Source organism: Staphylococcus sp. EG-SA-10 (genome assembly GCF_017151945.1).
GTDB lineage: Bacteria > Bacillota > Bacilli > Staphylococcales > Staphylococcaceae > Staphylococcus > Staphylococcus aureus.
This window is the reverse complement of record NZ_JACVZJ010000003.1, coordinates 151,961-176,252: the sequence shown is the minus strand read 5'-3', so window position 1 is coordinate 176,252 and position 24,292 is coordinate 151,961. Positions and strand designations below refer to the sequence as shown.

Genomic DNA, 24,292 nt, shown 5'->3' with positions numbered 1-24,292 from the left:
AGACATTGAAAAAATGAAAGCTTTGAAGGGAGCTTTATTTATGTGAAAATGACTTCAGTTATACTATGGAGGATTTGAAATTCATATTTTAGATTAGTAATGATATCTAACGAATAGAGTAGATGTATATTTTTAAAATAAATCAAGTATTAACTAGTCACGGAGGTAGATAAATAAATTTGAATCATTCTGAATAATAACGAATGTATTAAAAAATGCAGTGACAATCTAACATTAATTGTTAAAATCACTGCAAGCATCTTGATTTTATTTAGCTGTTTGTGTCCAGTCATGCTTTCCTCTGAAGCGTTTTACATGAGCATATATTTGGTCAGCAGTATAATCTAAATTTGTATAAACTGTAATACTGAACGCTGATTGGTTTTCAGCAAAAGATTCTTCGGAAAATAATTCCTTTAAGTGCGTAAATAAATCATTCATTTGTTTATGGTTTAAACCGGGATATTCCCTTAAAGTTCTCTTTAATAATTGTCCGTTCTTTTCTTCTAATGCTTGAACTACAATAACAAATCTCTCATCTTGCTTTAGTACATCATCAAATAAATTTGTTTGTCCAATCATTGAATTTCACCCCTGAAAAGTTATTGTTATCTATATTATACACGATATGCAAAATATCTAAAATAAAGAATGGTAACATGGTCATAATAAAATATAAACAGAATACTAGTTAATACACTTTATACTAGAAAAAGATATTAAAGTATATCTGCTTTACACCATTAAAAAGCGGCAAATGCTATAGATAATCTAAAGCATCTGCCGTGTGGGAATTTATTTATTTTTGATTGTCATAATCGTGTGGTTTTAAATTAATTGTTTCTAGCTTTACAAATTTTGTTTTGTGAATGATTTTATGAATAAAGTAAATCAACGCTAGAATGATTAAAGGTAAAAAGTTTTTAAAAGCATTTAACCATTGATCTTTTAAAATATATTCAACTGAACCACCAAATAGCAAGAATAATAGCGTAGCGATGACAATGATTGGTCCTAATGGATAAAAAGGTGCTTTATATGGTAGGACCTTATTAGGATCTTGACCTTGTTTTTTAATAGCTTGTCGCAATCGTATTTGTGACCAAATGCTTGATCCCCAAACAACTATAATCATTGAACCAATAATTTCAAGTAAATTAAAAACGGCATTTGAATTAAAGTTTGCATAAATAATAACAATAACAACGACTGCATAAGTAGTTAATAATGCTCTTAAAGGTAACTTTGTTGTCTTGTTTAATTTACTTAAAAATTGGGGTGCTTTTTTGTCTGAACTTAAGGAATACAACATTCTTCCTGTTGTATAAACACCTGAATTTGCAGCGGATAATAATGAAGTTAAAATAACCGCGTTGATTACTGATGCTGCAAAGGCTATGCCTACTCTATCGAATACAATTGTAAATGGGCTTTGACTTATTGAACTACTTGCTCTTAATAATGATGGATCTGTGTACGGAATAATTGCACCAATTACTGCAATTGATAAGACATAGAATAAAAGAATACGCCAAAATACTTGTTTAATTGCCTTAGGCATAGACTTTTTAGGGTCATCTGATTCACCAGCAGTTACTGCTACTACTTCTGTACCACCAACTGAGAATCCGGCGACTAATAATACGCCTAAGAAACCAGAGATACCACCAACAAACGGTGCTTGGCCTTTTGTATAGTTTTCAAATCCATATGCATGACCACCTAAGATACCGAAAATCATTAAAAAGCCAAAAATAACGAATACGATAATTGTTAACACTTTAATCAATGATAACCAAAACTCAGTTTCTCCAAATGATTTTACAGAAAAAATGTTTAATAATAGTAAAATTGTAATAAAGATTAAGCTCCAAGTAATGGGGTGGAAAAATTTAAATGTGTCCCAGAAATAAAGCACATTTGACGCTACTATGACATCAACACTTGTAACTAATGACCACAATGCCCAATACAACCATCCCATGGTAAAGCCTAGAGATGAGTCAATAAAGCGTGTTGAATAAGAGCTGAATGAACCTGATACTGGATAAAATGTTGCCAACTCTCCAATTGATGACATTAAGAAATATAGCATGACACCAATAACAAGATAAGCGAGTATAGCGCCTCCAGGACCAGCTTGAGAAATGATATTACCAGTAGCTACAAATAGACCAGTCCCAATTGCACCACCTATAGCAATCATGGAAATGTGTCTTGAGTTAAGACTACGGTTCATTTTATTATCTTCCATATTTAGTCTCCCATCTATTTAAATACACCCATTATTGTAAGCTTTTTAAGTGTACTATTCAATAACTATTTAGCACTGTAAAGCGAAAAAATTAAAATTTTCTGATTTTTTAATCATCTTGAGCATGTTTAATTGTAATTCTGATGGGGTTAAATTATAATATGTATTAAATTATAATTATTATAAATTGTGGAGGGATGACTATGTCACAACAAGACAAAAAGTTAACTGGTGTTTTTGGGCATCCAGTATCAGATCGAGAAAATAGTATGACAGCAGGGCCTAGGGGACCTCTTTTAATGCAAGATATTTACTTTTTAGAGCAAATGTCTCAATTTGATAGAGAAGTAATACCAGAACGTCGAATGCATGCCAAAGGTTCTGGTGCATTTGGGACATTTACTGTAACTAAAGATATAACAAAATATACGAATGCTAAAATATTCTCTGAAATAGGTAAGCAAACCGAAATGTTTGCCCGTTTTTCTACTGTAGCAGGAGAACGTGGTGCTGCTGATGCGGAGCGTGACATTCGAGGATTTGCGTTAAAGTTCTACACTGAAGAAGGAAACTGGGATTTAGTAGGGAATAACACACCAGTATTCTTCTTTAGAGATCCAAAGTTATTTGTTAGTTTAAATCGTGCGGTGAAACGAGATCCTAGAACAAATATGAGAGATGCACAAAATAACTGGGATTTCTGGACGGGGCTTCCAGAAGCATTGCACCAAGTTACGATCTTAATGTCAGATAGAGGGATTCCTAAAGATTTACGTCATATGCATGGGTTTGGTTCACACACATACTCTATGTATAATGATTCTGGTGAACGTGTTTGGGTTAAATTCCATTTTAGAACTCAACAAGGTATTGAAAACTTAACTGATGAAGAAGCTGCTGAAATTATAGCTACAGATCGCGATTCATCTCAACGCGATTTATTCGAAGCCATTGAAAAAGGTGATTATCCAAAATGGACAATGTATATTCAAGTAATGACTGAGGAACAAGCTAAAAACCATAAAGATAATCCATTTGATTTAACAAAAGTATGGTATCACGATGAGTATCCTCTAATTGAAGTTGGAGAGTTTGAATTAAATAGAAATCCAGATAATTACTTTATGGATGTTGAACAAGCTGCGTTTGCACCAACTAATATTATTCCAGGATTAGATTTTTCTCCAGACAAAATGCTGCAAGGGCGTTTATTCTCATATGGCGATGCGCAAAGATATCGATTAGGAGTTAATCATTGGCAGATTCCTGTAAACCAACCTAAAGGTGTTGGTATTGAAAATATTTGTCCTTTTAGTAGAGATGGTCAAATGCGCGTAGTTGACAATAACCAAGGTGGAGGAACACATTATTATCCAAATAACCATGGTAAATTTGATTCTCAACCTGAATATAAAAAGCCACCATTCCCAACTGATGGATACGGCTATGAATATAATCAACGTCAAGATGATGATAATTATTTTGAACAACCAGGTAAATTGTTTAGATTACAATCAGAGGACGCTAAAGAAAGAATTTTTACAAATACAGCAAATGCAATGGAAGGCGTAACGGATGATGTTAAACGACGTCATATTCGTCATTGTTACAAAGCTGACCCAGAATATGGTAAAGGTGTTGCAAAAGCATTAGGTATTGATATAAATTCTATTGATCTTGAAACTGAAAATGATGAAACATACGAAAACTTTGAAAAATAAATTTGATATGTAGTTTCTATATTGCATAGTTGAGCAGTTTATGATATCATAATAAATCGTAAAGATTCCTAACAAGAGAGGGTGTTTAACGTGCGCGTAAACGTAACATTAGCATGCACAGAATGTGGCGATCGTAACTATATCACTACTAAAAATAAACGTAATAATCCTGAGCGTATTGAAATGAAAAAATATTGCCCAAGATTAAACAAATATACGTTACATCGTGAAACTAAGTAATTCTTATCATTCAAATACGACGATTTGAAAATAAAGCGGGCTTACCTATTATATTGGGGAGCTCGCTTTTTTATGAAATTTTTGTGAAGAGTGATTAATGAATTGAGTTTCATCGATAGAACAATTTATGATTGTATTAGTTGTTACTTTATTAAAAATTGAGAATATTTATAGAAGGAAATAGATTACTGATTTTATAAAGTCATTTTGTTAGCGAATGCTTGAAAGAGTATTTAATATAGTAGAATTTAAAATTTCAAAGCGGAATTTAATAAGTACGAAGTAATTGTGGATATGTTTTATAAATGTTCGACAATACATTTTAATGTTAAATATGATGGTTTAGAAAATAATTTAACAAAGAAATGAAACTTTACTGTTGAATTATGTGAGGATTGTGTTATTATATAAATCGGAATAATTACGATTTGATAAAAAGTGAGGTAACTATATATGGCTAAGAAATCTAAAATAGCAAAAGAGAGAAAAAGAGAAGAGTTAGTAAATAAATATTACGAATTACGTAAAGAGTTAAAAGCAAAAGGTGATTACGAAGCGTTAAGAAAATTACCAAGAGATTCATCACCTACACGTTTAACTAGAAGATGTAAAGTAACTGGAAGACCTAGAGGTGTATTACGTAAATTTGAAATGTCTCGTATTGCGTTTAGAGAACATGCGCACAAAGGACAAATTCCAGGTGTTAAAAAATCAAGTTGGTAAAATCAAATTTCGTACTTTAGCCCATTTACAATATCAATAAAACAATGTACAGTATATACGAATGCTATAAACTGAATGTTTTCTCATATTAATAAGGAAACATTCGGTTTTTAATTTGCATTTAAAAATAATTAGTTTTTAAAGGGGCTATTTAAAGTGAAAATATTTGATTACGAAGATATTCAATTAATACCTAATAAATGCATAGTTGAAAGTAGGTCTGAATGTGATACAACTATCCAATTTGGTCCGAAAAAATTCAAGCTACCTGTAGTTCCTGCAAATATGCAAACAGTTATGAATGAGAAATTAGCGAAATGGTTTGCTGAAAATGATTACTTTTATATCATGCATCGTTTTGATGAAGAAGCAAGAATACCTTTTATAAAAAATATGCAAAATTCAGGCTTATTTGCATCTATTTCAGTTGGTGTAAAGAAAGCGGAATTTGATTTTATTGAAAAGTTAGCTCAAGAAAAATTAATCCCCGAATATATTACAATAGATATTGCGCATGGTCACTCGGATTCAGTGATAAACATGATTAAACATATTAAAACCCATATACCTGATAGTTTTGTTATTGCTGGTAATGTTGGTACGCCAGAAGGTGTTAGAGAATTAGAAAATGCTGGTGCTGATGCTACCAAAGTCGGTATAGGTCCTGGTAGAGTTTGTATTACAAAGATTAAAACAGGTTTTGGTACTGGTGGTTGGCAGTTAGCGGCATTAAACATATGTAGTAAAGCAGCTCGTAAACCTTTGATTGCCGATGGTGGTATAAGAACGCATGGCGACATCGCTAAGTCAATTAGATTTGGTGCATCAATGGTCATGATTGGTTCATTATTTGCGGCACACGAAGAATCACCTGGTGAAACTGTAGAACTTGATGGTAAACAGTATAAAGAATATTTTGGTAGTGCATCTGAATTTCAAAAAGGCGAACATAAAAATGTAGAAGGTAAAAAAATGTTTGTAGAACATAAGGGGTCATTAATGGATACCTTAAAAGAAATGCAACAAGATTTACAAAGCTCAATTTCATATGCCGGTGGAAAAGACTTGAAATCATTACGTACTGTAGATTATGTTATTGTTAGAAACTCTATTTTCAACGGTGATAGAGATTAATATTTATAGTAGGTGATGTAAATTAAAAAATTCATAGTAACTGTTGTTGCGTTTTTATCAATTATTATCATTGCGCCAATAACAGAATTTAAACCATTCATTCATTTACAAAATGAAGTAAGACAATATATTGACATTCACATCAATAAAGAAACAATTTCTGCGGAAAATAAATTGGATACGCCGAAGAAACAACTATTTGCCTTTAACAATATACAAATGAACATGTCGAAATCAGATGTTGAGAAAACATTAAATAAACCAAAAAGAGTGACATTTAATGAATACGGTACGAAGTGGTATACGTATTATGATGACGATTACAATAATTTTATAATGATAAGTTACATTAAAGATAAAGTTAATGCGTTATATACAAATCAAAATATCATCACTTCAAAATCAAAAATTAAATACAATACACCGAAAGCGGTTGTAAGGCAAAGATTAGGCGAACCAGAAACAGAGATTGTTAAAGGTAGAGTGCGTTACGAACAAAATAATAAAGAATATGATGTTTTCCATAAAAATCACATTTATACGACGGTATTTTATGATAAGTATCGACGTAATAATGTAACAGCTGTTTTACAAGTAAGTGATGCTATGGAAAATAGATTAAAAGAACAATATGGGGCACCTTCGAAATCGCTTGCAGATAGTTTTGAACTACAAAATTTTGATTTAGTTAATGCTGAAAGAAAACAACATCAATTATCTACATTGAAGTATTCTAAACAGAATTCTGAAACTGCTCGTAAGCATAGTAAAGATATGGCCAAAAATCATTATTTTGATCATACAAATTTAAAAGGTCAATCACCATTTGATCGATTGAAAAAAGATGGTATTACATTTAACTCAGCCGGAGAGAATTTAGCATATGGTCAAGTTAGTAGTATCTATGCACATCAAGGATTAATGAATTCTATTGGTCACAGAAAAAATATTTTAAATGATACGTTTAAAATATTAGGTGTTGGTGTTGATTTTAATGATGAAAAACAACCTTTTTGGACAGAAAATTATACTGGTTAATGTTTTTGGTATGAGTTTAAAGGGTAATGTTTATCTGTAAGGAAGTAGATAAACATGATGACAACAGATAAACCAAAAGATGCGGATATACTTGAACGCGTCAAAGATATACTTAATAAAAAAGAAAGAAAAAAATAATAATGGCTCGCTCCTGTAAATTATTACGGGGGCGAGTTTTAATTTGTGTAACATTTTGCAGGAATCTGTAATTCAAAATTTATATTAAAGAATGAGATTATCTAACAATTCGCAATTTCTGTTTGAACTGAATTTAGATTAGAATAAATAAAACCTCTTGAAAACGAAACTTTTTCAAGAGGTCCAAAATTTATAAAAATGAGGGTTTAACAATTACGATAATATATAACGGTTTAAAATATTACATTTCGCGGTACAAACCAATTACTTTCCCAATTACAGCAACATTGTCGAGGTAAATTGGCTCCATTGTACTATTTTCAGGTTGTAATCGATAACGATTTTTTTCTTTATAGAAGCGTTTGACAGTTGCTTCATCTTCCTCAGTCATAGCAACAATAATGTCTCCATTTTCTGCTATGGTTTGACTGCGAACAATTACTTTGTCTCCGTCTAATATACCAGCCTCAATCATACTGTCGCCTACGACGTTTAATATGAATATGTCGCTATTATGTGTCGATGTTAAGTGTTCAGGTAATGGAAAATACTCTTCAATATTTTCTACAGCGGTAATAGGAACACCTGCTGTGACTTTACCAATAACTGGCACATGAATCGTTTCTTCCATATTAATATTATCATTTGTTTGATCACTTACAATTTCTATAGCACGTGGTTTCGTTGGATCTCTTCTTATATAACCTTTTTCTTCAAGACGTGAAAGGTGACCATGAACAGTTGAACTGGATGCTAAGCCAACTGCTTCACCAATTTCACGAACACTAGGCGGATAACCTTTCATTTGAACAACTTGTTTAATATAGTTATATATTTCGCTTTGTCGTTTTGTTAATTCTCTCATATATAGGCACTCCCTAAATTAATTTAAATACAGTATATCATTAATTCACAACCAAAACAAACATTTGTTCGTTAAAATATTGACACAGAACATAAGTTCTGATAAATTACTTATACAAACAAATGTTCTAGGAGTGAAAATGATGTTTTACAATAAATATAAAAACGTATCAACATATATCATCATATTTTTAGTTTCAAGTGCAGCCTTTGCAATATTCTTGTTAAGTGCGAACGTTAGTGCTCACTCGGAACAAGTGTACGAAATGACTGACCATCAAATTAAGAACAATACGATAAATAAAGCATACGAACATAAAGACCCTACAAACAATAGCGAACAAAGAGATGGGAAAGTGTTCGCTTTAATAAATTGATACATTGTCACAACGTTATTTTGCCTATTTTTGCGAAATAGTGTTTTTTATTACTTTTTTGCTGAACTTAAATTTGTTATATTTTGTTAAAGTATTATAATGATTGAATAAACAAATTGAAGGTAGGTTTTTTAATTGAGTAATTCTGATTTGAATATCGAAAGAATTAACGAGTTAGCTAAAAAGAAAAAAGAAGTAGGATTAACTCAAGAAGAAGCAAAGGAGCAAACAGCCTTAAGAAAAGCTTATCTTGAGAGTTTTAGAAAAGGGTTTAAACAACAAATTGAAAATACTAAAGTAATTGATCCAGAAGGTAATGATGTAACACCTGAAAAAATTAAAGAGATACAACAAAAAAGAGATAATAAAAATTAAATCACAAATCTGTAAAGAATTTTCTGACATTATAACTTGGAATAAGTATTTTACTTATCTTTTTATTTTAAAATAAGTTATAATGTATTTGATAAAATTGAAGAAGGGAAGATACACAAGATGTTTAATGAAAAAGATCAATTAGCTGTTGATACGCTACGTGCACTAAGTATCGACACAATCGAAAAAGCGAATTCTGGTCATCCAGGATTACCTATGGGAGCTGCCCCAATGGCTTACACTTTGTGGACACGTCATCTGAATTTTAATCCACAATCTAAAGATTACTTCAATAGAGACCGTTTCGTATTATCGGCAGGGCATGGTTCAGCATTATTGTATAGCTTGTTACATGTTTCTGGTAGTTTAGAATTAGAAGAATTAAAGCAATTTAGACAATGGGGTTCTAAAACACCAGGCCATCCTGAATACAGACATACTGATGGTGTAGAAGTTACTACTGGACCACTTGGACAAGGTTTTGCTATGTCAGTAGGATTAGCTTTAGCAGAAGATCACCTAGCAGGGAAATTTAATAAAGAAGGATATAATGTTGTAGATCATTACACATATGTATTAGCTTCTGACGGTGATTTAATGGAAGGTATTTCGCATGAAGCAGCTTCATTTGCTGGACATAATAAATTAAGTAAATTAGTTGTTTTATACGATTCAAATGATATTTCATTAGATGGCGAATTAAACAAAGCTTTTTCTGAAAACACAAAAGCTCGTTTTGAAGCATATGGTTGGAATTACTTACTAGTTAAAGATGGTAATGATTTAGAAGAAATTGATAATGCGATTACTACTGCTAAATCTCAAGAAGGACCAACAATTATCGAAGTTAAAACAACAATCGGATTTGGTTCACCGAATAAAGCAGGAACTAATGGTGTTCATGGGGCACCTTTAGGTGAAGATGAAAGAAAATTAACATTCGAAAATTACGGTTTAGATCCTGAAAAACGTTTTAATGTTTCAGAAGAAGTATACGAAATTTTCCAAAATACTATGTTAAAACGTGCTAATGAAGATGAATCTCAATGGAATTCATTATTAGAAAAATATGCAGAAACATATCCTGAATTAGCAGAAGAATTTAAATTAGCGATTAGTGGTAAATTGCCTAAAAATTATAAGGATGAACTACCACGTTTTGAACTTGGTCATAATGGTGCATCTCGTGCTGATTCTGGTACTGTTATTCAAGCAATCAGTAAAACTGTCCCTTCATTCTTTGGTGGATCAGCAGACCTTGCTGGTTCAAACAAATCCAATGTAAATGATGCAACAGATTATAGTTCTGAAACACCTGAAGGTAAAAATGTGTGGTTTGGTGTACGTGAATTTGCTATGGGTGCTGCTGTAAATGGTATGGCTGCACATGGAGGTTTACATCCATATGGTGCAACATTCTTCGTATTTAGTGATTATTTAAAACCAGCGTTACGTTTATCATCAATTATGGGATTAAATGCTACGTTCATCTTCACACATGATTCAATTGCAGTAGGTGAAGATGGTCCTACTCATGAACCAATTGAACAATTAGCTGGACTAAGAGCCATTCCAAATATGAATGTTATCCGTCCTGCAGATGGTAATGAAACAAGAGTAGCATGGGAAGTTGCCTTAGAATCTGAATCTACACCTACTTCATTAGTATTGACACGTCAAAACTTACCGGTTTTAGATGTACCAGAAGATGTAGTTGAAGAAGGCGTTCGAAAAGGTGCCTATACAGTTTATGGCTCTGAAGAGACACCAGAATTCCTATTATTAGCTTCAGGTTCAGAAGTTAGTCTTGCAGTTGAAGCTGCTAAAGATCTTGAAAAGCAAGGTAAATCAGTGCGTGTTGTTTCAATGCCTAACTGGAATGCATTTGAACAACAATCTGAAGAATATAAAGAATCAGTTATTCCATCAAGCGTAACAAAACGTGTTGCGATTGAAATGGCTTCACCGCTAGGATGGCATAAATATGTAGGTACTGCAGGTAAAGTTATTGCTATTGACGGCTTTGGCGCAAGTGCACCTGGCGATTTAGTAGTTGAAAAATATGGCTTTACAAAAGAAAATATCTTAAACCAAGTTATGAGCTTATAAGAATAATTTATAAAGCGAGTATGTTTAGAAGTCTAGGATGCATAATCTTAGGCTTCTTTTAAAGTGGTGAAATTTAGAGTATAGCACTCAAACTACATCATAAGTGATAACTTTTGAAAATATACTATTTCAGATTAATCTTTAAAACCTCTGTTATAACAGCATGATTTTTGATATTATTTTTAGTATCGATATTAAAATACTTGAATAAACTAGTTCTTGAAATAATGTGATGAATTTAGTAAAATTCAGTAGGATAAAGAAAGCGGGTGAAACAATGGCAACTTGGTTAGCAATTATTTTTATAGTAGCTGCATTAATTTTAGGTTTAATTGGAGGTTTCCTTTTAGCTAGAAAATATATGATGGACTACTTGAAGAAAAACCCACCAATCAACGAAGAAATGCTTCGTATGATGATGATGCAAATGGGTCAAAAACCTTCTCAGAAGAAAATTAATCAAATGATGACGATGATGAATAAAAATATGGATCAAAATATGAAGAGTGCGAAAAAGTAAATTCGCAATTGATAGAGGCTATTTTCCAGATATGGAAATGGCCTCTTTTTATAATCAAATTAATAAGAATAAATATGTTTATTAAAATTAAAGTTAACAAAATGACGAATAGACTGAGAAATGCTATAATTCATTTTGTATGATTTACAGAGAGTTTATTTAACGAGAAGGTGTCTGCGTGCTCTATTTAATATTTTCAATCATTGTAGCTTTATTTATGGGAACTATAGTTATAGTTATTCGTATGAAAGCTCAAAATTATCCGGTAAATGAGAAAAAAATAGTTTTGCCACCGTTTTTTATGGCGACTGGTGCATTGATGTACGTCGTTCCATATTTTAGGCTAACAGGATCGGAAATGCTAGAAGCCTTTATAATTGGTTTGCTTTTTTCTACAGTTCTAATTTGGACTTCTCGATTTGAAGTCAAAGGTACAGAAATTTATATGAAACGATCTAAAGCATTTCCAGTTATTTTGATTTCATTACTTATCATTCGTACTGTGATGAAAATATTCATTAGTAATGAAATAGATCCTGGAGAATTAGGCGGCATGTTCTTTTTATTAGCATTCTGTATGATTGTTCCTTGGAGAGCAGCAATGCTATATAAATACAAAAAACTAAAGAAAACATTAATCAATTAATTACTTTTAAAACCACTTGTGATCGACTTTTAAATCAGTCAATGAGTGGTTTTAATTTTACTTGAAAAGGTGAAATGTTTATATTAAAATAAAAGCGAACAAACGTTCTATATGGAGGCAGTAATGAAAATTATACATACAGCGGACTGGCACTTAGGGAAAATATTAAATGGCAAACAGCTTTTAGAAGATCAAGCGTATATTTTAGATATGTTCGTAGAAAAAATGAAAGAAGAAGAACCTGATATCATTGTGATAGCTGGAGATTTATATGACACAACATATCCAAGTAAAGATGCAATCATGTTATTAGAACAAGCGATTGGAAAGCTAAATTTAGAACTGCGTATACCAATAATTATGATTAGCGGAAATCACGATGGTAAAGAGAGATTAAACTATGGGGCGAGTTGGTTTGAACATAATCAGTTATTTATAAGAACAGATTTTACATCGATTAATTCGCCAATAGAGATAAATGGGGTTAATTTTTATACACTCCCTTATGCTACTGTGAGCGAAATGAAACACTATTTTGAAGATGATACCATTGAAACGCATCAACAGGGAATTACGCGCTGTATTGAAACAATAGCACCGGCAATTGATGAAGATGCCGTCAATATTTTAATTAGTCATCTGACTGTTCAAGGTGGAAAGACATCTGATTCTGAAAGACCATTAACTATTGGAACGGTTGAATCAGTTCAGAAAGGTGTTTTTGATATATTTGATTATGTCATGCTAGGTCACTTGCATCATCCATTTAGTATAGAAGACGACAAAATTAAATATAGTGGCTCCTTATTGCAGTATTCATTTTCGGAAGCGGGTCAAGCTAAAGGGTATAGACGTGTAACAATTAACGATGGCATTATTAACGATGTATTTATTCCTCTTAAGCCGCTTAGACAATTGGAAATTATCTCGGGCGAATATAATGATGTTATTAATGAAAAAGTTCATGTGAAAAATAAAGATAATTATTTACATTTTAAACTTAAAAATATGTCTCATATTACTGATCCAATGATGAGTTTAAAACAAATTTATCCTAACACTTTAGCGCTGACGAATGAAACTTTTAATTACAATGAAGAAAATAATGCTATAGAAATAAGTGAAAAGGATGACATGTCAATCATCGAAATGTTTTATAACCATATAACTGATAAAAAATTATCGGATATCCAATCTAAAAAGATAAAAAATATTTTAGAAAACGAATTGAGAAAGGAGGATTAATGAATGAAACCATTACATTTAAAGTTGAATAATTTCGGCCCCTTTTTAAAAGAAGAAATTGATTTTTCTAAAATTGATAATAATGAATTGTTTTTAATAAGTGGTAAGACTGGATCTGGTAAAACAATGATTTTTGATGCAATGACTTATGCCTTATTTGGTAAAGCATCAACTGAACAAAGAGAAGAAAATGATTTGAGAAGTCATTTCGCTGATGGTAAACAGCCGATGTCAGTAACGTTTGAATTTCAATTAAATCATCGAATTTATAAAGTGCATAGACAAGGCCCTTATATCAAAGAAGGTAATACAACAAAAACGAACGCTAAATTTGATGTATTTGAGATGGTGGATGGCAAGTATGAAATTAGAGAAAGTAAAGTAATTTCAGGTACCCAATTCATTATTGAATTATTAGGAGTAAATGCAGATCAATTCCGACAATTGTTTATTTTGCCTCAAGGTGAATTCAAACGCTTTTTAATATCAAACAGTCGTGAAAAGCAAGGGATATTAAGAACACTGTTTGACAGTGAAAAATTTGAAGCTATACGAGAAATATTAAAAGAAGAAGTAAAAAAAGAAAAAGCTCAAATCGAGAATAGATATCAACAAATTGACCTTTTATGGCAAGAAATTGAATCATTTGATGATGACAAAATAAAAGGCTTATTAGAGGTTGCCACTCAACAGATAGACAAAGTGATTGAAAATATACCACTTTTACAAGCTAGGTCGAAAGAAATACTAGCATTTGTAAATGAAAGTAAAGAAACTGCTATTAAAGAATATGAAATAATAGAAAAGAAAACACTAGAAAATAATATATTAAAAGATAATATTAATCAACTCAACAAAAATAAAATTGATTTCGTTCAATTGAAAGAGCAACAACCTGAAATAGAGGAAATTGAAGCTAAGTTAAAGTTGTTACAAGATATTACAAACTTATTGAATTATATTGAAAATAGAGAAAAAATTGAAACTAAAATTGCTAAAAGCAAAAAAGATATTTCTGAAACCAATAATAAAATATTGAACCTTGATTGTGATAAGCGAAACATAGACAAAGAGAAAAAAATGTTAGAAGAAAATGGAGATTTAATTGAAAGTAAAATCTCTTTTATTGATAAAACTAGAGTATTATTTAACGACATTAATAAGTATCAACAAAGTTATCTCAATATTGAACGCTTGAGAACTGAGGATGAACAATTAGGTGATGAATTAAATAATCTAATTAAAGGTTTAGAAAAGGTCGAAGATTCAATAGGTAATAATGAAAGTGATTACGAGAAAATTATCGAACTAAATAATGCGATAACTAACATAAATAATGAAATTAATGTAATTAAAGAAAATGAAAAAGCTAAAGATGAATTAGATAAACTATTAGGTAGTAAGCAAGAGTTAGAGAATCAAATTAATGAAGAAAAAACTATATTGAAGAATCTCGAAATAAAATTAGATCGCTATGATAAATCAAAATTGGACTTAAATGATAAAGAAAGCTTTATAAGTGAAATTAAATCTGCTGTAAAGATTGGAGATCAATGTCCGATATGTGGTAATGAAATTCAGGATTTAGGGCATCATATTGATTTTGACAGTATTGCTAAACGTCAAAATGAAATTAAAGAAATTGAAGCAAATATCCACACTATGGAATCGAATATTGCTGTGCATAATTCTGAAATTAAATTTGTTAATGAAAAAATATCGAATATTAATATTAAAACGCAAAGTGATCTTTCACTCGAAGTATTGAATAAGCGTCTGCTAGAAAATGAAAATGCATTGAATAATCAAAGAGATCTTAATAAATTTATAGAACAAATGAAAGAAGAAAAAGATAATCTAACGTTGCAAATTCATAATAAACAATTGCGTCTAAATAAAAATGAATCTGAGTTGAAAATATGTCGAGATCTCATCACTGAATTTGAAACACTCTCAAAATATAATAATATCACTAATTTTGAAGTGGATTATAAGAAGTATATTCAAGATGTGAATCAACATCAAGAACACTCAAACCAGATTGAAGATAAGTTAATACAATTATCTCAAAGAAAGTTAATTGAGCAAAATAATCTAAATCACTATGAAAACCAACTAGAAACTTACAATAATGACTTAGAATTGAATGAACAATCTATTGAAATGGAAATGTCGAGGCTGAATTTAACTGACGACAATGATATAAATGAAATAATAGCCTGGAGGGGCGAGCAAGAGGAATTAGAGCAGAAAAGGGATACTTATAAAAAACGTTATCATGAATTTGAAATGGAAATCGCTAGGTTAGAATCATTAACCAAGGATAAAGAGTTATTGGACTCTGATAAATTAAAAGATGACTATGAACTAAAAAAAGGAAAGATGAATACACTGATAGATGAATACTCTGCTGTTCATTATCAATGTCAAAATAATATTAAAAAAACACAATCTATAGTTTCGCATATTAATTACTTAAATCAAGAATTAAAGGATCAACAAGAAATATTTCAATTGGCTGAGATTCTTAGTGGTAAGAATAACAAAAATCTTACATTGGAAAACTTTGTCTTAATTTACTATTTAGATCAAATTATTGCTCAAGCAAATCTGAGATTAGCAACAATGTCAGATAATCGATACCAACTAATTAGGCGAGAAGCGGTTTCTCATGGTCTTAGTGGCCTAGAAATTGATGTATTTGATTTGCATTCAAATAAGTCTAGACATATTAGCTCGTTATCAGGTGGAGAAACTTTCCAATCGTCGCTTGCATTAGCTTTAGGGTTAAGCGAAATTGTACAGCAGCAATCAGGAGGTATTTCACTAGAATCAATATTTATTGATGAAGGATTCGGTACATTAGATCAAGAAACGCTTGAAACAGCGTTAGACACTTTGTTAAATCTTAAATCAACTGGTAGAATGGTTGGGATTATTTCACATGTGAGTGAATTGAAAAATAGAATACCTTTAGTTTTAGAAGTGAAATCAGATCAATATAAGAGTTCAACAAGATTCAAAAGAAATTAAAACATAAAAAATAGAGATGGTACTTTGGAATGTATAGAACAACCTTAGCCCATCTCTTTTTATTTAAAAATTATTTTTTCTCACGTAATAAATCTCTGATTTCAGTTAATAACACAACATTTTCTTCCACAACTGCTTCTTCTTCGGCTTCTTCTTTTTTCATTAATGTATTTGCAATCTTAACAAAGATGAATAAAGCAAACGCGATGATAATAAAGTCGATAACAGATTGGATAAATAAACCGTATTTAATACCCCAGAATGACCATTCTTTAGCAAAATCAACTGATCCGAAAATTTTACCAATTAATGGCATGATGATATTTTCTACTAATGAAGATATAATCTTGTTGAAAGCTGCACCCATCACAACAGCAATTGCTAAATCTAAGACGTTACCTTTTAAGGCGAACTCTTTGAATTCTTTTAACATTACACTCAACCTCTCTTTTTTAAATGTAACTTCAATTATACAACAAATAAAAAAATTAGAAAATAGATTATTCAAGAAAATTTGATTATCGCAAAGACCTTTGTTATCCTATAAAGGTGCGTGAGTTATTGAATAAAATGTTTAGATAATATTTTTATTCTACTACATAAAATTAAATATAGAATTGAAGGGAGTAATTAATTATGAATTCTTCTTCACCAGAGAATCCAAATGGAAAGAAGTATTCACCAGTCTTCATCTATAGTGCAATTGTTGTTGCTATAGTCGTATTACTTGGTGCATTTTTACCTGAACAATTCAACTATGTTACCAATAATATTAAAATGTGGATTACAGAAAAGTTAGGTTGGTATTATCTTATTCTTACTACGATTATCGTGTTCTTCTGTATATTCCTTATTTTTAGTCCTATTGGAAAACTTAAACTAGGTAAACCAAATGACAAACCTGAGTTTAATACAATTTCATGGTTTGCTATGTTGTTTAGTGCTGGTATGGGGATAGGTTTGGTGTTTTATGGTGCAGCTGAACCGATGGCGCACTTTGCTACGCCACCTACAGCAGATCCCAAAACTACTGAAGCTTATACTGAAGCTCTACGTTCAACATTTTTCCATTGGGGATTCCATGCTTGGGCTGTTTATGGTGTTGTTGCGTTAGCGTTGGCATATTCGCAATTCCGTAAAGGTGAACCAGGTTTATTATCTAGAACTTTACGTCCTCTTTTAGGTGATAAAGTGGAAGGACCTATTGGGATTTTTATTGACGTTTTATCTGTATTTGCGACAATCGTTGGGGTAGCCGTTTCGTTAGGTATGGGTGCTCTACAAATTAATGGTGGTTTACATTACTTGTTCAATGTTCCAAACAATACGTTTGTACAAGCGATTATCATCATTGTTGTTACTATCTTATTTATAGCAAGTGCATGGTCTGGATTAAGTAAAGGTATTCAATACTTAAGTAACTTGAACATTGGTTTAGGTACTATTTTAATGGTAGCTGCTTTAATTGTTGGACCAACTGTTCTTATTTTAAATATGTTAACTAGCTCTACTGGTAGTTTACTAAACACATTCTTGTTTAATAGTTTTGATACAGCTGCTTTAAATCCTCAAAAACGTGAATGGATGTCTTCATGGACACTTTATTACTGGGGTTGGTGGTTAAGTTGGAGCCCATTCGTTGGAGTGTTTATTGCACGAGTTTCAAAAGGACGTTCAATTAGAGAGTTCATTTCTGGTGTCTTGCTAGTTCCAGCAATTGTTAGTTTTGTATGGTTTAGTGTCTTTGGTGTATTAGGCATCGAGACAGGTAAGAAACACAAAGAAATTTTTGATATGACTCCTGAAACACAGCTATTTGGAGTGTTTAATCATGTGCCATTTGGCATTGTTTTATCGTTGATTGCATTATTATTAATTGCATCATTCTTTATTACATCTGCTGACTCAGCAACATTTGTATTAGGAATGCAAACAACATTCGGCTCATTAAATCCATCTAGTATGGTAAAAGTTGTTTGGGGAATTTCACAGGCCTTAATAGCATTTGTACTTTTATTAGCTGGTGGCGGTAACGGCGCTGAAGCTTTAAATGCGATTCAAAGTGCTGCAATTATAAGTGCATTCCCATTCTCCTTTGTCGTCATACTCATGATGGTAAGTTTCTACAAGGATGCGAACCAGGAACGTAAATTCTTAGGTTTAACATTGACTCCGAATAAACACCGCTTACAAGAATATATCAAGAGTCAACAAGAAGATTATGAATCTGACATTCTTGAAAAGCGTCAGTCACGTAGAAATATAGAGAAAAAAGATAACTAATAAAATTTAGTTAAGTATTTTAATAACAAGTAGTATGTCATTCTAGTAGCTAGAACAGATATACTACTTGTTTATTTTTTGTGGAAAATTGAGTATATTCAAAAGGATAAGAACGAGAATTTCGTTATTAAACTACGAATTCTCGATTTTTTTTATTTTAAAATAGGTTTATTTATGACAACTTAATAGAAAGGGTTTTGACAAAGATAAAGTGAAGTACGACGGTATAAACAAAAATTAACTATACTTTTATAGAAAATTAGCGATACATATATCGGTATATGTATATCAAAAGAATGACATTGAAAAAGAAATATTAAAGTTTGGCGGCATAATTTTCTTTCTGATCAATGAAATAATACGCTTAAAAAGTGAATTGAATCATTCGCGAAATTGATAATTATTCTCAATTAATAAAAAATACTTATTACACTTTACCTGAATGATAAGTTTTGCTTATATACTCTGATTAAAAAGTCAAAACCTAAATTAAGCGTTTTCTAAGCATGATGAGTTGTTTATCAATAAATATAATAATACAATTTAATCAAGGCATATAAATATAAAAATGTATCAAGGGGGATCATTAAATGGCTGCAAATTTTAAAGAGCAATCAAAAAAACATTTTGACTTGAATGGCCAAAGTTATACTTACTATGATTTAAAAGCTGTAGAAGAGCAAGGTATTACTAAAGTTTCCAATTTACCTTATTCAATTCGTGTTTTGTTAGAATCTTTACTTCGTCAAGAAGATGATTTTGTAATTACAGACGATCATATTAAAGCTTTAAGTCAGTTTGGAAAAGATGAAAATGAAGGCGAGGTACCATTTAAACCTTCTCGTGTTATTTTACAAGATTTCACAGGTGTACCAGCCGTAGTTGATTTAGCTTCTTTACGTAAAGCAATGGATGACGTTGGGGGAGATATTACTAAAATTAATCCAGAAGTACCGGTGGATTTAGTTATTGACCACTCAGTTCAAGTGGATAGCTATGCAAATCCAGAAGCTCTTGAACGTAATATGAAATTAGAATTTGAACGTAACTATGAACGTTATCAGTTTTTAAATTGGGCAACGAAAGCATTTGATAATTACAATGCAGTTCCTCCTGCAACTGGAATAGTTCACCAAGTTAACTTAGAATATTTAGCAAGTGTTGTACATGTTCGTGATGTAGATGGTGAAAAAACTGCATTTCCAGATACATTAGTTGGTACTGATTCACATACAACAATGATAAATGGTATTGGCGTACTAGGATGGGGTGTTGGTGGTATTGAAGCTGAAGCTGGAATGCTTGGACAACCTTCTTATTTCCCAATTCCAGAGGTTATTGGTGTACGACTAGTAAATTCATTACCACAAGGCGCAACAGCAACTGATTTAGCGTTAAGAGTAACTCAAGAGCTACGTAAAAAAGGTGTTGTTGGTAAATTTGTAGAGTTCTTTGGTCCAGGTGTACAACATTTACCACTAGCAGACCGAGCTACAATTGCAAACATGGCGCCAGAGTATGGAGCAACTTGCGGATTCTTCCCAGTTGATGATGAATCTCTTAAATATATGAAGTTAACTGGTAGATCAGACGAACATATCGCGCTAGTAAAAGAATATTTGAAACAAAACCATATGTTCTTTGATGTTGAAAAAGAAGATCCTAATTATACAGATGTTATCGAATTGGATTTATCAACAGTTGAAGCATCGCTTTCAGGACCAAAACGTCCTCAAGATTTAATTTTCTTAAGTGATATGAAATCATCATTTGAAAATTCTGTAACAGCTCCAGCGGGCAACCAAGGACATGGTTTAGATAAAAGTGAATTTGATAAGAAAGCTGAAATTAACTTCAAAGATGGATCAAAAGCTACAATGAAAACAGGTGATATTGCAATAGCTGCAATTACATCATGTACAAATACATCTAACCCTTATGTAATGTTAGGTGCAGGTTTAGTTGCTAAAAAAGCAGTTGAAAAAGGCTTGAAAGTTCCTGAATACGTTAAAACTTCTCTAGCACCAGGATCAAAAGTTGTTACCGGATATTTAAGAGATGCTGGCTTACAACCTTATTTAGATGATTTAGGCTTTAACTTGGTTGGTTATGGATGTACAACTTGTATCGGTAATTCAGGTCCTTTATTACCAGAAATTGAAAAAGCGATTGCTGATGAGGACCTATTAGTGACATCTGTATTATCTGGTAACCGTAACTTTGAAGGTCGTATCCATCCTCTTGTAAAAGCCAATTACCTAGCTTCACCACAGTTAGTTGTTGCTTATGCATTAGCTGGAACGGTTGATATTGATTTACAAAATGAACCTATTGGTAAAGGTAATGACGGTGAAGATGTATATTTGAAAGATATTTGGCCATCAATTAAAGAAGTTTCAGATACCGTTGATAGTGTTGTAACACCTGAATTATTTATTGAAGAATATAATAACGTATACAATAACAACGAATTATGGAATGAGATTGATGTAACTGATCAACCTCTATATGACTTTGATCCTAATTCAACATACATTCAAAATCCATCATTCTTCCAAGGATTATCTAAAGAACCGGGTACGATTGTTCCATTAAATGGTTTACGTGTTATGGGTAAATTCGGTGATTCTGTGACAACTGACCACATCTCTCCCGCAGGTGCAATTGGTAAAGATACGCCAGCTGGTAAATATTTACAAGATCATCAAGTGCCTATTCGTGAATTTAATTCATATGGTTCAAGACGTGGTAATCACGAAGTAATGGTTCGAGGTACGTTTGCTAATATACGTATTAAAAACCAATTAGCGCCAGGTACTGAAGGTGGTTTTACAACTTATTGGCCAACAAATGAAGTAATGCCTATCTTTGATGCTGCAATGAAATATAAAGAAGATGGTACAGGTTTAGTTGTATTAGCTGGTAACGATTATGGTATGGGTTCATCTCGTGACTGGGCAGCAAAAGGTACAAACTTATTAGGTGTTAAAACAGTTATTGCACAAAGTTATGAACGTATCCATCGTTCAAATTTAGTTATGATGGGTGTATTACCATTAGAGTTTAAAAAAGGTGAATCAGCTGATTCTCTTGGTCTAGATGGTACAGAAGAAATTTCTGTTAATATTGATGAAAATGTTCAACCACATGACTACGTCAAAGTTACTGCTAAGAAGCAAGATGGTGATTTGGTAGAATTTGACGCTATGGTTCGTTTTGACTCACTTGTTGAAATGGATTACTATCGTCACGGTGGAATTTTACAAATGGTTTTAAGAAATAAATTAGCGCAATAAAAATAGATATCACAGTAAAATTTTAATCGGTATTTGAGGCACTTTGATAGTGCTCAAAAATACCTCTATAAACTTTATGATTTAATAGGTCGGTTCAAAACCTTTGTGTTCTTGGCCGGCCTCTTCTTGTATTTTATGTTAGAATGAGATATAAAGTTAAACTGAAAGAAGGCTTAAAATGATATATAGTATTACAGAAATAGAAGCGCGTTATGCTGAAACTGATAAGATGGGTGTAATTTATCACGGGAATTATGCAACTTGGTTTGAAGTTGCGCGGTTGGATTATATATCGAAGTTAGGTTTTAGTTATGCTGATATGGAAAAACAAGGAATCATTTCACCTGTGACTGACCTCAATGTCAATTATAAAAAGTCTATTTTTTATCCAGAAAAAGTTAAAGTTAAAACTTGGGTTGAAAAATATTCGAGATTACGTTCAGTGTATAAATATGAGATTTTTAATGAAAAAGGTGAACTTGCAACTACAGGTTCCACAGAATTGATTTGCATTAAAGAAGATACTTTTAAGCCTATACGGTTGGATCGTTATTTCCCAGATTGGCATGAAGCCTATAGTAAAGTGCAAACGCTCAATAATGAAGGGAAAACAGTAGAGATAATGGATGGTATTGATTCTTTATAAGTTACTATAAATGTTTGGAGAGGCAATATTAACAATTAATCTATAAAAAATAGCCAATACGTTAACATTAATGTAATTAGCGTGAAGATAAGTTAATATATAGCAAAAACGAACTTGTTCATACAACATCAGATGTGTTAAACCAAAGTACAACTTGTGAGGTTCAGTACACATCAGAATGTGTAAACAAGTTCGTTTTATTTTAGTTATTTTGTGGAATAAGAAATTTCATCTTCGTGATCAACTACATTTACAATAATGTGGTCATCTTCAAAGTACCACAAATCTTTTTCCGCTACGACAACATTTAAATCGTCATATTGTTGTTCATAGCCAATATCAACATCTTCCTTTGGTTCAACTGTAAAAGCAGGACTAAATCCTTGCTTGAGTTGGAATTCGCCACCATATCTTACAAAAAACACGAGCACTTTATTATTTTCAGGTAACTCAAGTTCATTTTTAAACCAAGTTACTGCTGCATCAGTAAGTTCTATTTGCATAACAATGACCTCCTATATTTATTACAGAATGGGAGTGGGCCCCAATTCATATTGTTTGTGGGATTTCTTTTCGAAATTCTCTGTGTTGGAGCCCACCCCAACCTGCACATTATTGTAAGCTGAATTTCCATAAGCTTCTATGTTGGGACCCCCGACCAGAATTGAAAAAACCTAGTTATAAGCGCATTTCATTCTGTCAACTACAGCTAATATAACATTGTGTAGCCTATGACATTGATCTATGTCTCGGTCTCAAATGTTCTTGTAAAAAAACTAAGTATAGTTGAATTTTAAGTTAAAAAAATTGTTTTTGCAAAAATAAAATAATCCATCAACTGCAAAAAAATATGCAATGATGGACTAATGTCAAAAAATTGTTACATCCATTTTATTTTAGGTTCTTCGCCTCTAAAAATTCTTGCGATATTAGAGCGATGTCTAATTATCAATATGATTGAAACTAAGAAACTAACGACTAATAAAATATAGTCTTGAATGATAAGCGAGCCAATCACACAGCAAATTGCTGCAACGATACTTGCTAAAGAAACATATTTAAAAATCTTCAATACAATAAAGAAGATAATTGCAAGTATTAGTAAAAGTATCGGGTTGACTCCCAAGACGACACCTGCACTAGTTGCAACCGCTTTGCCACCTTGGAATTTTAAATAAACAGGATAAACGTGTCCAAGTATAGCGAATAAGCCAACAATTAAACCATTTGTAAAAAAAGTACTAATAGGGCCATCTGCGTGAACTGGTAACCATAAAGGGAAGAAAACAGTTATGAACCCTTTGAAAATATCTAGAAATGTTACCAAGAATCCTGCAGGACGACCTAATACTCTAAAGCTATTAGTAGCGCCAGTATTACCACTACCAAATTGTCTAATATCTTTTTTGAAAAATAATTTTCCAATTACGAATCCACTTGGGAAAGCGCCGATAAGATAACTTAGTAGTAACATGACGATTATCATCATAAATATTACACATCCTTTAATATCTTAGGACTATTTTATCATATTCGTTTAAATTACGGCTAAAATTTTTAAAAACGGGGATTAATATATGGAATTAAGCTATGAAAGTTAATTGATACTTGCATTTTACGCTGATTTATATAAGAATAACTATTGTATAG

At 31.8% G+C, this 24,292-nt stretch carries 23 protein-coding genes; 16 read left to right on the top strand and 7 right to left on the bottom strand.

What is annotated here, in order from left to right:
- Positions 1 to 267: 267 nt before the first annotated feature.
- The 3 genes from IDG45_RS04335 to IDG45_RS04325 all read right to left on the bottom strand — a co-directional run bounded on the left by IDG45_RS04335 (position 268) and on the right by IDG45_RS04325 (position 2,254).
- Complete coding sequence (locus IDG45_RS04335; protein WP_000580201.1) at positions 268 to 582, bottom strand: hypothetical protein; 315 nt, start codon at positions 580 to 582, stop codon at positions 268 to 270.
- The gene (locus tag IDG45_RS04330) at positions 557 to 661 is read right to left on the bottom strand and encodes a hypothetical protein (protein WP_001791424.1); all 105 of its coding nucleotides are present in this window, start codon (positions 659 to 661) and stop codon (positions 557 to 559) included. Before IDG45_RS04330 ends, IDG45_RS04335 begins: the two co-directional genes overlap by 26 nt.
- 138 nt (positions 662 to 799) lie before the next feature.
- Complete coding sequence (locus IDG45_RS04325; protein ID WP_031927632.1) at positions 800 to 2,254, bottom strand: amino acid permease; 1,455 nt, start codon at positions 2,252 to 2,254, stop codon at positions 800 to 802.
- Between the two features lie 203 nt (positions 2,255 to 2,457).
- Here IDG45_RS04325 and IDG45_RS04320 point away from each other — a divergent pair, with 203 nt between their 5' ends.
- From IDG45_RS04320 to IDG45_RS04300, 5 genes are all read left to right on the top strand, one after another.
- Positions 2,458 to 3,975, top strand: a complete 1,518-nt coding sequence (locus IDG45_RS04320; RefSeq protein WP_000082539.1) for a catalase — start codon at positions 2,458 to 2,460, stop codon at positions 3,973 to 3,975.
- A gap of 90 nt (positions 3,976 to 4,065) precedes the next feature.
- Entirely contained in the window at positions 4,066 to 4,215 is a 150-nt protein-coding gene (gene rpmG, locus IDG45_RS04315) for a 50S ribosomal protein L33 (protein ID WP_001265708.1), read from the top strand.
- Between the two features lie 453 nt (positions 4,216 to 4,668).
- Complete coding sequence (rpsN, locus tag IDG45_RS04310; protein WP_001085655.1) at positions 4,669 to 4,938, top strand: 30S ribosomal protein S14; 270 nt, start codon at positions 4,669 to 4,671, stop codon at positions 4,936 to 4,938.
- A gap of 156 nt (positions 4,939 to 5,094) precedes the next feature.
- Entirely contained in the window at positions 5,095 to 6,072 is a 978-nt protein-coding gene (guaC, locus tag IDG45_RS04305; RefSeq protein ID WP_000688131.1) for a GMP reductase, read from the top strand.
- Positions 6,073 to 6,093: 21 nt separating this feature from the next.
- Entirely contained in the window at positions 6,094 to 7,110 is a 1,017-nt protein-coding gene (locus tag IDG45_RS04300; RefSeq protein ID WP_172440459.1) for a CAP domain-containing protein, read from the top strand.
- Between the two features lie 379 nt (positions 7,111 to 7,489).
- Here the strand turns inward: IDG45_RS04300 and lexA are convergent, their stop codons facing one another.
- Entirely contained in the window at positions 7,490 to 8,113 is a 624-nt protein-coding gene (lexA, locus tag IDG45_RS04295; RefSeq protein WP_001208755.1) for a transcriptional repressor LexA, read from the bottom strand.
- 142 nt (positions 8,114 to 8,255) lie between these two features.
- Between lexA and sosA the strand changes: the two genes are divergently transcribed.
- From sosA to sbcC, 8 genes are all read left to right on the top strand, one after another.
- Positions 8,256 to 8,489 (top strand): DNA damage-induced cell division inhibitor SosA, encoded by a 234-nt coding sequence (sosA, locus tag IDG45_RS04290; RefSeq protein ID WP_000499651.1) that lies wholly within the window; start codon positions 8,256 to 8,258, stop codon positions 8,487 to 8,489.
- 135 nt (positions 8,490 to 8,624) lie between these two features.
- Complete coding sequence (locus tag IDG45_RS04285; protein WP_000071351.1) at positions 8,625 to 8,864, top strand: DUF896 domain-containing protein; 240 nt, start codon at positions 8,625 to 8,627, stop codon at positions 8,862 to 8,864.
- A 120-nt stretch (positions 8,865 to 8,984) separates the two neighbouring features.
- The gene (tkt, locus tag IDG45_RS04280; protein WP_000481451.1) at positions 8,985 to 10,973 is read left to right on the top strand and encodes a transketolase; all 1,989 of its coding nucleotides are present in this window, start codon (positions 8,985 to 8,987) and stop codon (positions 10,971 to 10,973) included.
- A 277-nt stretch (positions 10,974 to 11,250) separates the two neighbouring features.
- Positions 11,251 to 11,493, top strand: a complete 243-nt coding sequence (locus tag IDG45_RS04275) for a YneF family protein (protein ID WP_000246909.1) — start codon at positions 11,251 to 11,253, stop codon at positions 11,491 to 11,493.
- Complete coding sequence (locus IDG45_RS04270; RefSeq protein WP_001789897.1) at positions 11,480 to 11,578, top strand: hypothetical protein; 99 nt, start codon at positions 11,480 to 11,482, stop codon at positions 11,576 to 11,578. The genes IDG45_RS04275 and IDG45_RS04270 overlap by 14 nt, the downstream gene beginning before the upstream one ends.
- Before the next feature lie 93 nt (positions 11,579 to 11,671).
- Positions 11,672 to 12,139 (top strand): CcdC family protein, encoded by a 468-nt coding sequence (locus IDG45_RS04265; RefSeq protein WP_000966142.1) that lies wholly within the window; start codon positions 11,672 to 11,674, stop codon positions 12,137 to 12,139.
- 123 nt (positions 12,140 to 12,262) lie between these two features.
- Positions 12,263 to 13,384 carry an exonuclease subunit SbcD gene (gene sbcD, locus IDG45_RS04260; protein WP_000691294.1) on the top strand — a complete coding sequence of 374 codons (1,122 nt, stop codon included), beginning with the start codon at positions 12,263 to 12,265 and terminating at the stop codon, positions 13,382 to 13,384.
- Between the two features lie 3 nt (positions 13,385 to 13,387).
- Entirely contained in the window at positions 13,388 to 16,417 is a 3,030-nt protein-coding gene (gene sbcC / locus IDG45_RS04255; protein WP_000803152.1) for an exonuclease subunit SbcC, read from the top strand.
- Between the two features lie 70 nt (positions 16,418 to 16,487).
- Here sbcC and mscL read toward each other — a convergent pair whose 3' ends face one another.
- Positions 16,488 to 16,850 carry a large conductance mechanosensitive channel protein MscL gene (gene mscL, locus IDG45_RS04250; protein ID WP_000910489.1) on the bottom strand — a complete coding sequence of 121 codons (363 nt, stop codon included), beginning with the start codon at positions 16,848 to 16,850 and terminating at the stop codon, positions 16,488 to 16,490.
- 203 nt (positions 16,851 to 17,053) lie between these two features.
- Between mscL and IDG45_RS04245 the strand changes: the two genes are divergently transcribed.
- The 3 genes from IDG45_RS04245 (at position 17,054) to menI (ending at position 22,642) form a co-directional block, all read left to right on the top strand.
- Positions 17,054 to 18,700 carry a BCCT family transporter gene (locus tag IDG45_RS04245; protein ID WP_001088978.1) on the top strand — a complete coding sequence of 549 codons (1,647 nt, stop codon included), beginning with the start codon at positions 17,054 to 17,056 and terminating at the stop codon, positions 18,698 to 18,700.
- 590 nt (positions 18,701 to 19,290) lie between these two features.
- Positions 19,291 to 21,996, top strand: coding sequence for an aconitate hydratase AcnA (gene acnA, locus IDG45_RS04240; protein WP_000729734.1), 2,706 nt, complete (start codon positions 19,291 to 19,293; stop codon positions 21,994 to 21,996).
- Positions 21,997 to 22,174: 178 nt separating this feature from the next.
- Complete coding sequence (menI, locus tag IDG45_RS04235; RefSeq protein WP_000640487.1) at positions 22,175 to 22,642, top strand: 1,4-dihydroxy-2-naphthoyl-CoA hydrolase MenI; 468 nt, start codon at positions 22,175 to 22,177, stop codon at positions 22,640 to 22,642.
- Between the two features lie 206 nt (positions 22,643 to 22,848).
- Here the strand turns inward: menI and IDG45_RS04230 are convergent, their stop codons facing one another.
- Positions 22,849 to 23,145, bottom strand: coding sequence for a HesB/YadR/YfhF family protein (locus tag IDG45_RS04230; protein WP_001165377.1), 297 nt, complete (start codon positions 23,143 to 23,145; stop codon positions 22,849 to 22,851).
- A 377-nt stretch (positions 23,146 to 23,522) separates the two neighbouring features.
- Complete coding sequence (plsY, locus tag IDG45_RS04225; RefSeq protein WP_000972779.1) at positions 23,523 to 24,131, bottom strand: glycerol-3-phosphate 1-O-acyltransferase PlsY; 609 nt, start codon at positions 24,129 to 24,131, stop codon at positions 23,523 to 23,525.
- Positions 24,132 to 24,292 lie beyond the last annotated feature (161 nt).

What these genes read in the sequence shown, in the direction of transcription:
- IDG45_RS04335 (WP_000580201.1), bottom strand. Translation starts at nt 582, where the DNA reads ATGATTGGACAAACAAATTTATTTGATGATGTACTAAAGCAAGATGAG.
- IDG45_RS04330 (WP_001791424.1), bottom strand. Translation starts at nt 661, where the DNA reads ATGTTACCATTCTTTATTTTAGATATTTTGCATATCGTGTATAATATA.
- IDG45_RS04325 (WP_031927632.1), bottom strand. Translation starts at nt 2,254, where the DNA reads ATGGAAGATAATAAAATGAACCGTAGTCTTAACTCAAGACACATTTCC.
- IDG45_RS04320 (WP_000082539.1), top strand. Translation starts at nt 2,458, where the DNA reads ATGTCACAACAAGACAAAAAGTTAACTGGTGTTTTTGGGCATCCAGTA.
- rpsN (WP_001085655.1), top strand. Translation starts at nt 4,669, where the DNA reads ATGGCTAAGAAATCTAAAATAGCAAAAGAGAGAAAAAGAGAAGAGTTA.
- lexA (WP_001208755.1), bottom strand. Translation starts at nt 8,113, where the DNA reads ATGAGAGAATTAACAAAACGACAAAGCGAAATATATAACTATATTAAA.
- sosA (WP_000499651.1), top strand. Translation starts at nt 8,256, where the DNA reads ATGTTTTACAATAAATATAAAAACGTATCAACATATATCATCATATTT.
- tkt (WP_000481451.1), top strand. Translation starts at nt 8,985, where the DNA reads ATGTTTAATGAAAAAGATCAATTAGCTGTTGATACGCTACGTGCACTA.
- IDG45_RS04275 (WP_000246909.1), top strand. Translation starts at nt 11,251, where the DNA reads ATGGCAACTTGGTTAGCAATTATTTTTATAGTAGCTGCATTAATTTTA.
- sbcD (WP_000691294.1), top strand. Translation starts at nt 12,263, where the DNA reads ATGAAAATTATACATACAGCGGACTGGCACTTAGGGAAAATATTAAAT.
- sbcC (WP_000803152.1), top strand. Translation starts at nt 13,388, where the DNA reads ATGAAACCATTACATTTAAAGTTGAATAATTTCGGCCCCTTTTTAAAA.
- mscL (WP_000910489.1), bottom strand. Translation starts at nt 16,850, where the DNA reads ATGTTAAAAGAATTCAAAGAGTTCGCCTTAAAAGGTAACGTCTTAGAT.
- IDG45_RS04245 (WP_001088978.1), top strand. Translation starts at nt 17,054, where the DNA reads ATGAATTCTTCTTCACCAGAGAATCCAAATGGAAAGAAGTATTCACCA.
- acnA (WP_000729734.1), top strand. Translation starts at nt 19,291, where the DNA reads ATGGCTGCAAATTTTAAAGAGCAATCAAAAAAACATTTTGACTTGAAT.
- menI (WP_000640487.1), top strand. Translation starts at nt 22,175, where the DNA reads ATGATATATAGTATTACAGAAATAGAAGCGCGTTATGCTGAAACTGAT.
- IDG45_RS04230 (WP_001165377.1), bottom strand. Translation starts at nt 23,145, where the DNA reads ATGCAAATAGAACTTACTGATGCAGCAGTAACTTGGTTTAAAAATGAA.
- plsY (WP_000972779.1), bottom strand. Translation starts at nt 24,131, where the DNA reads ATGATGATAATCGTCATGTTACTACTAAGTTATCTTATCGGCGCTTTC.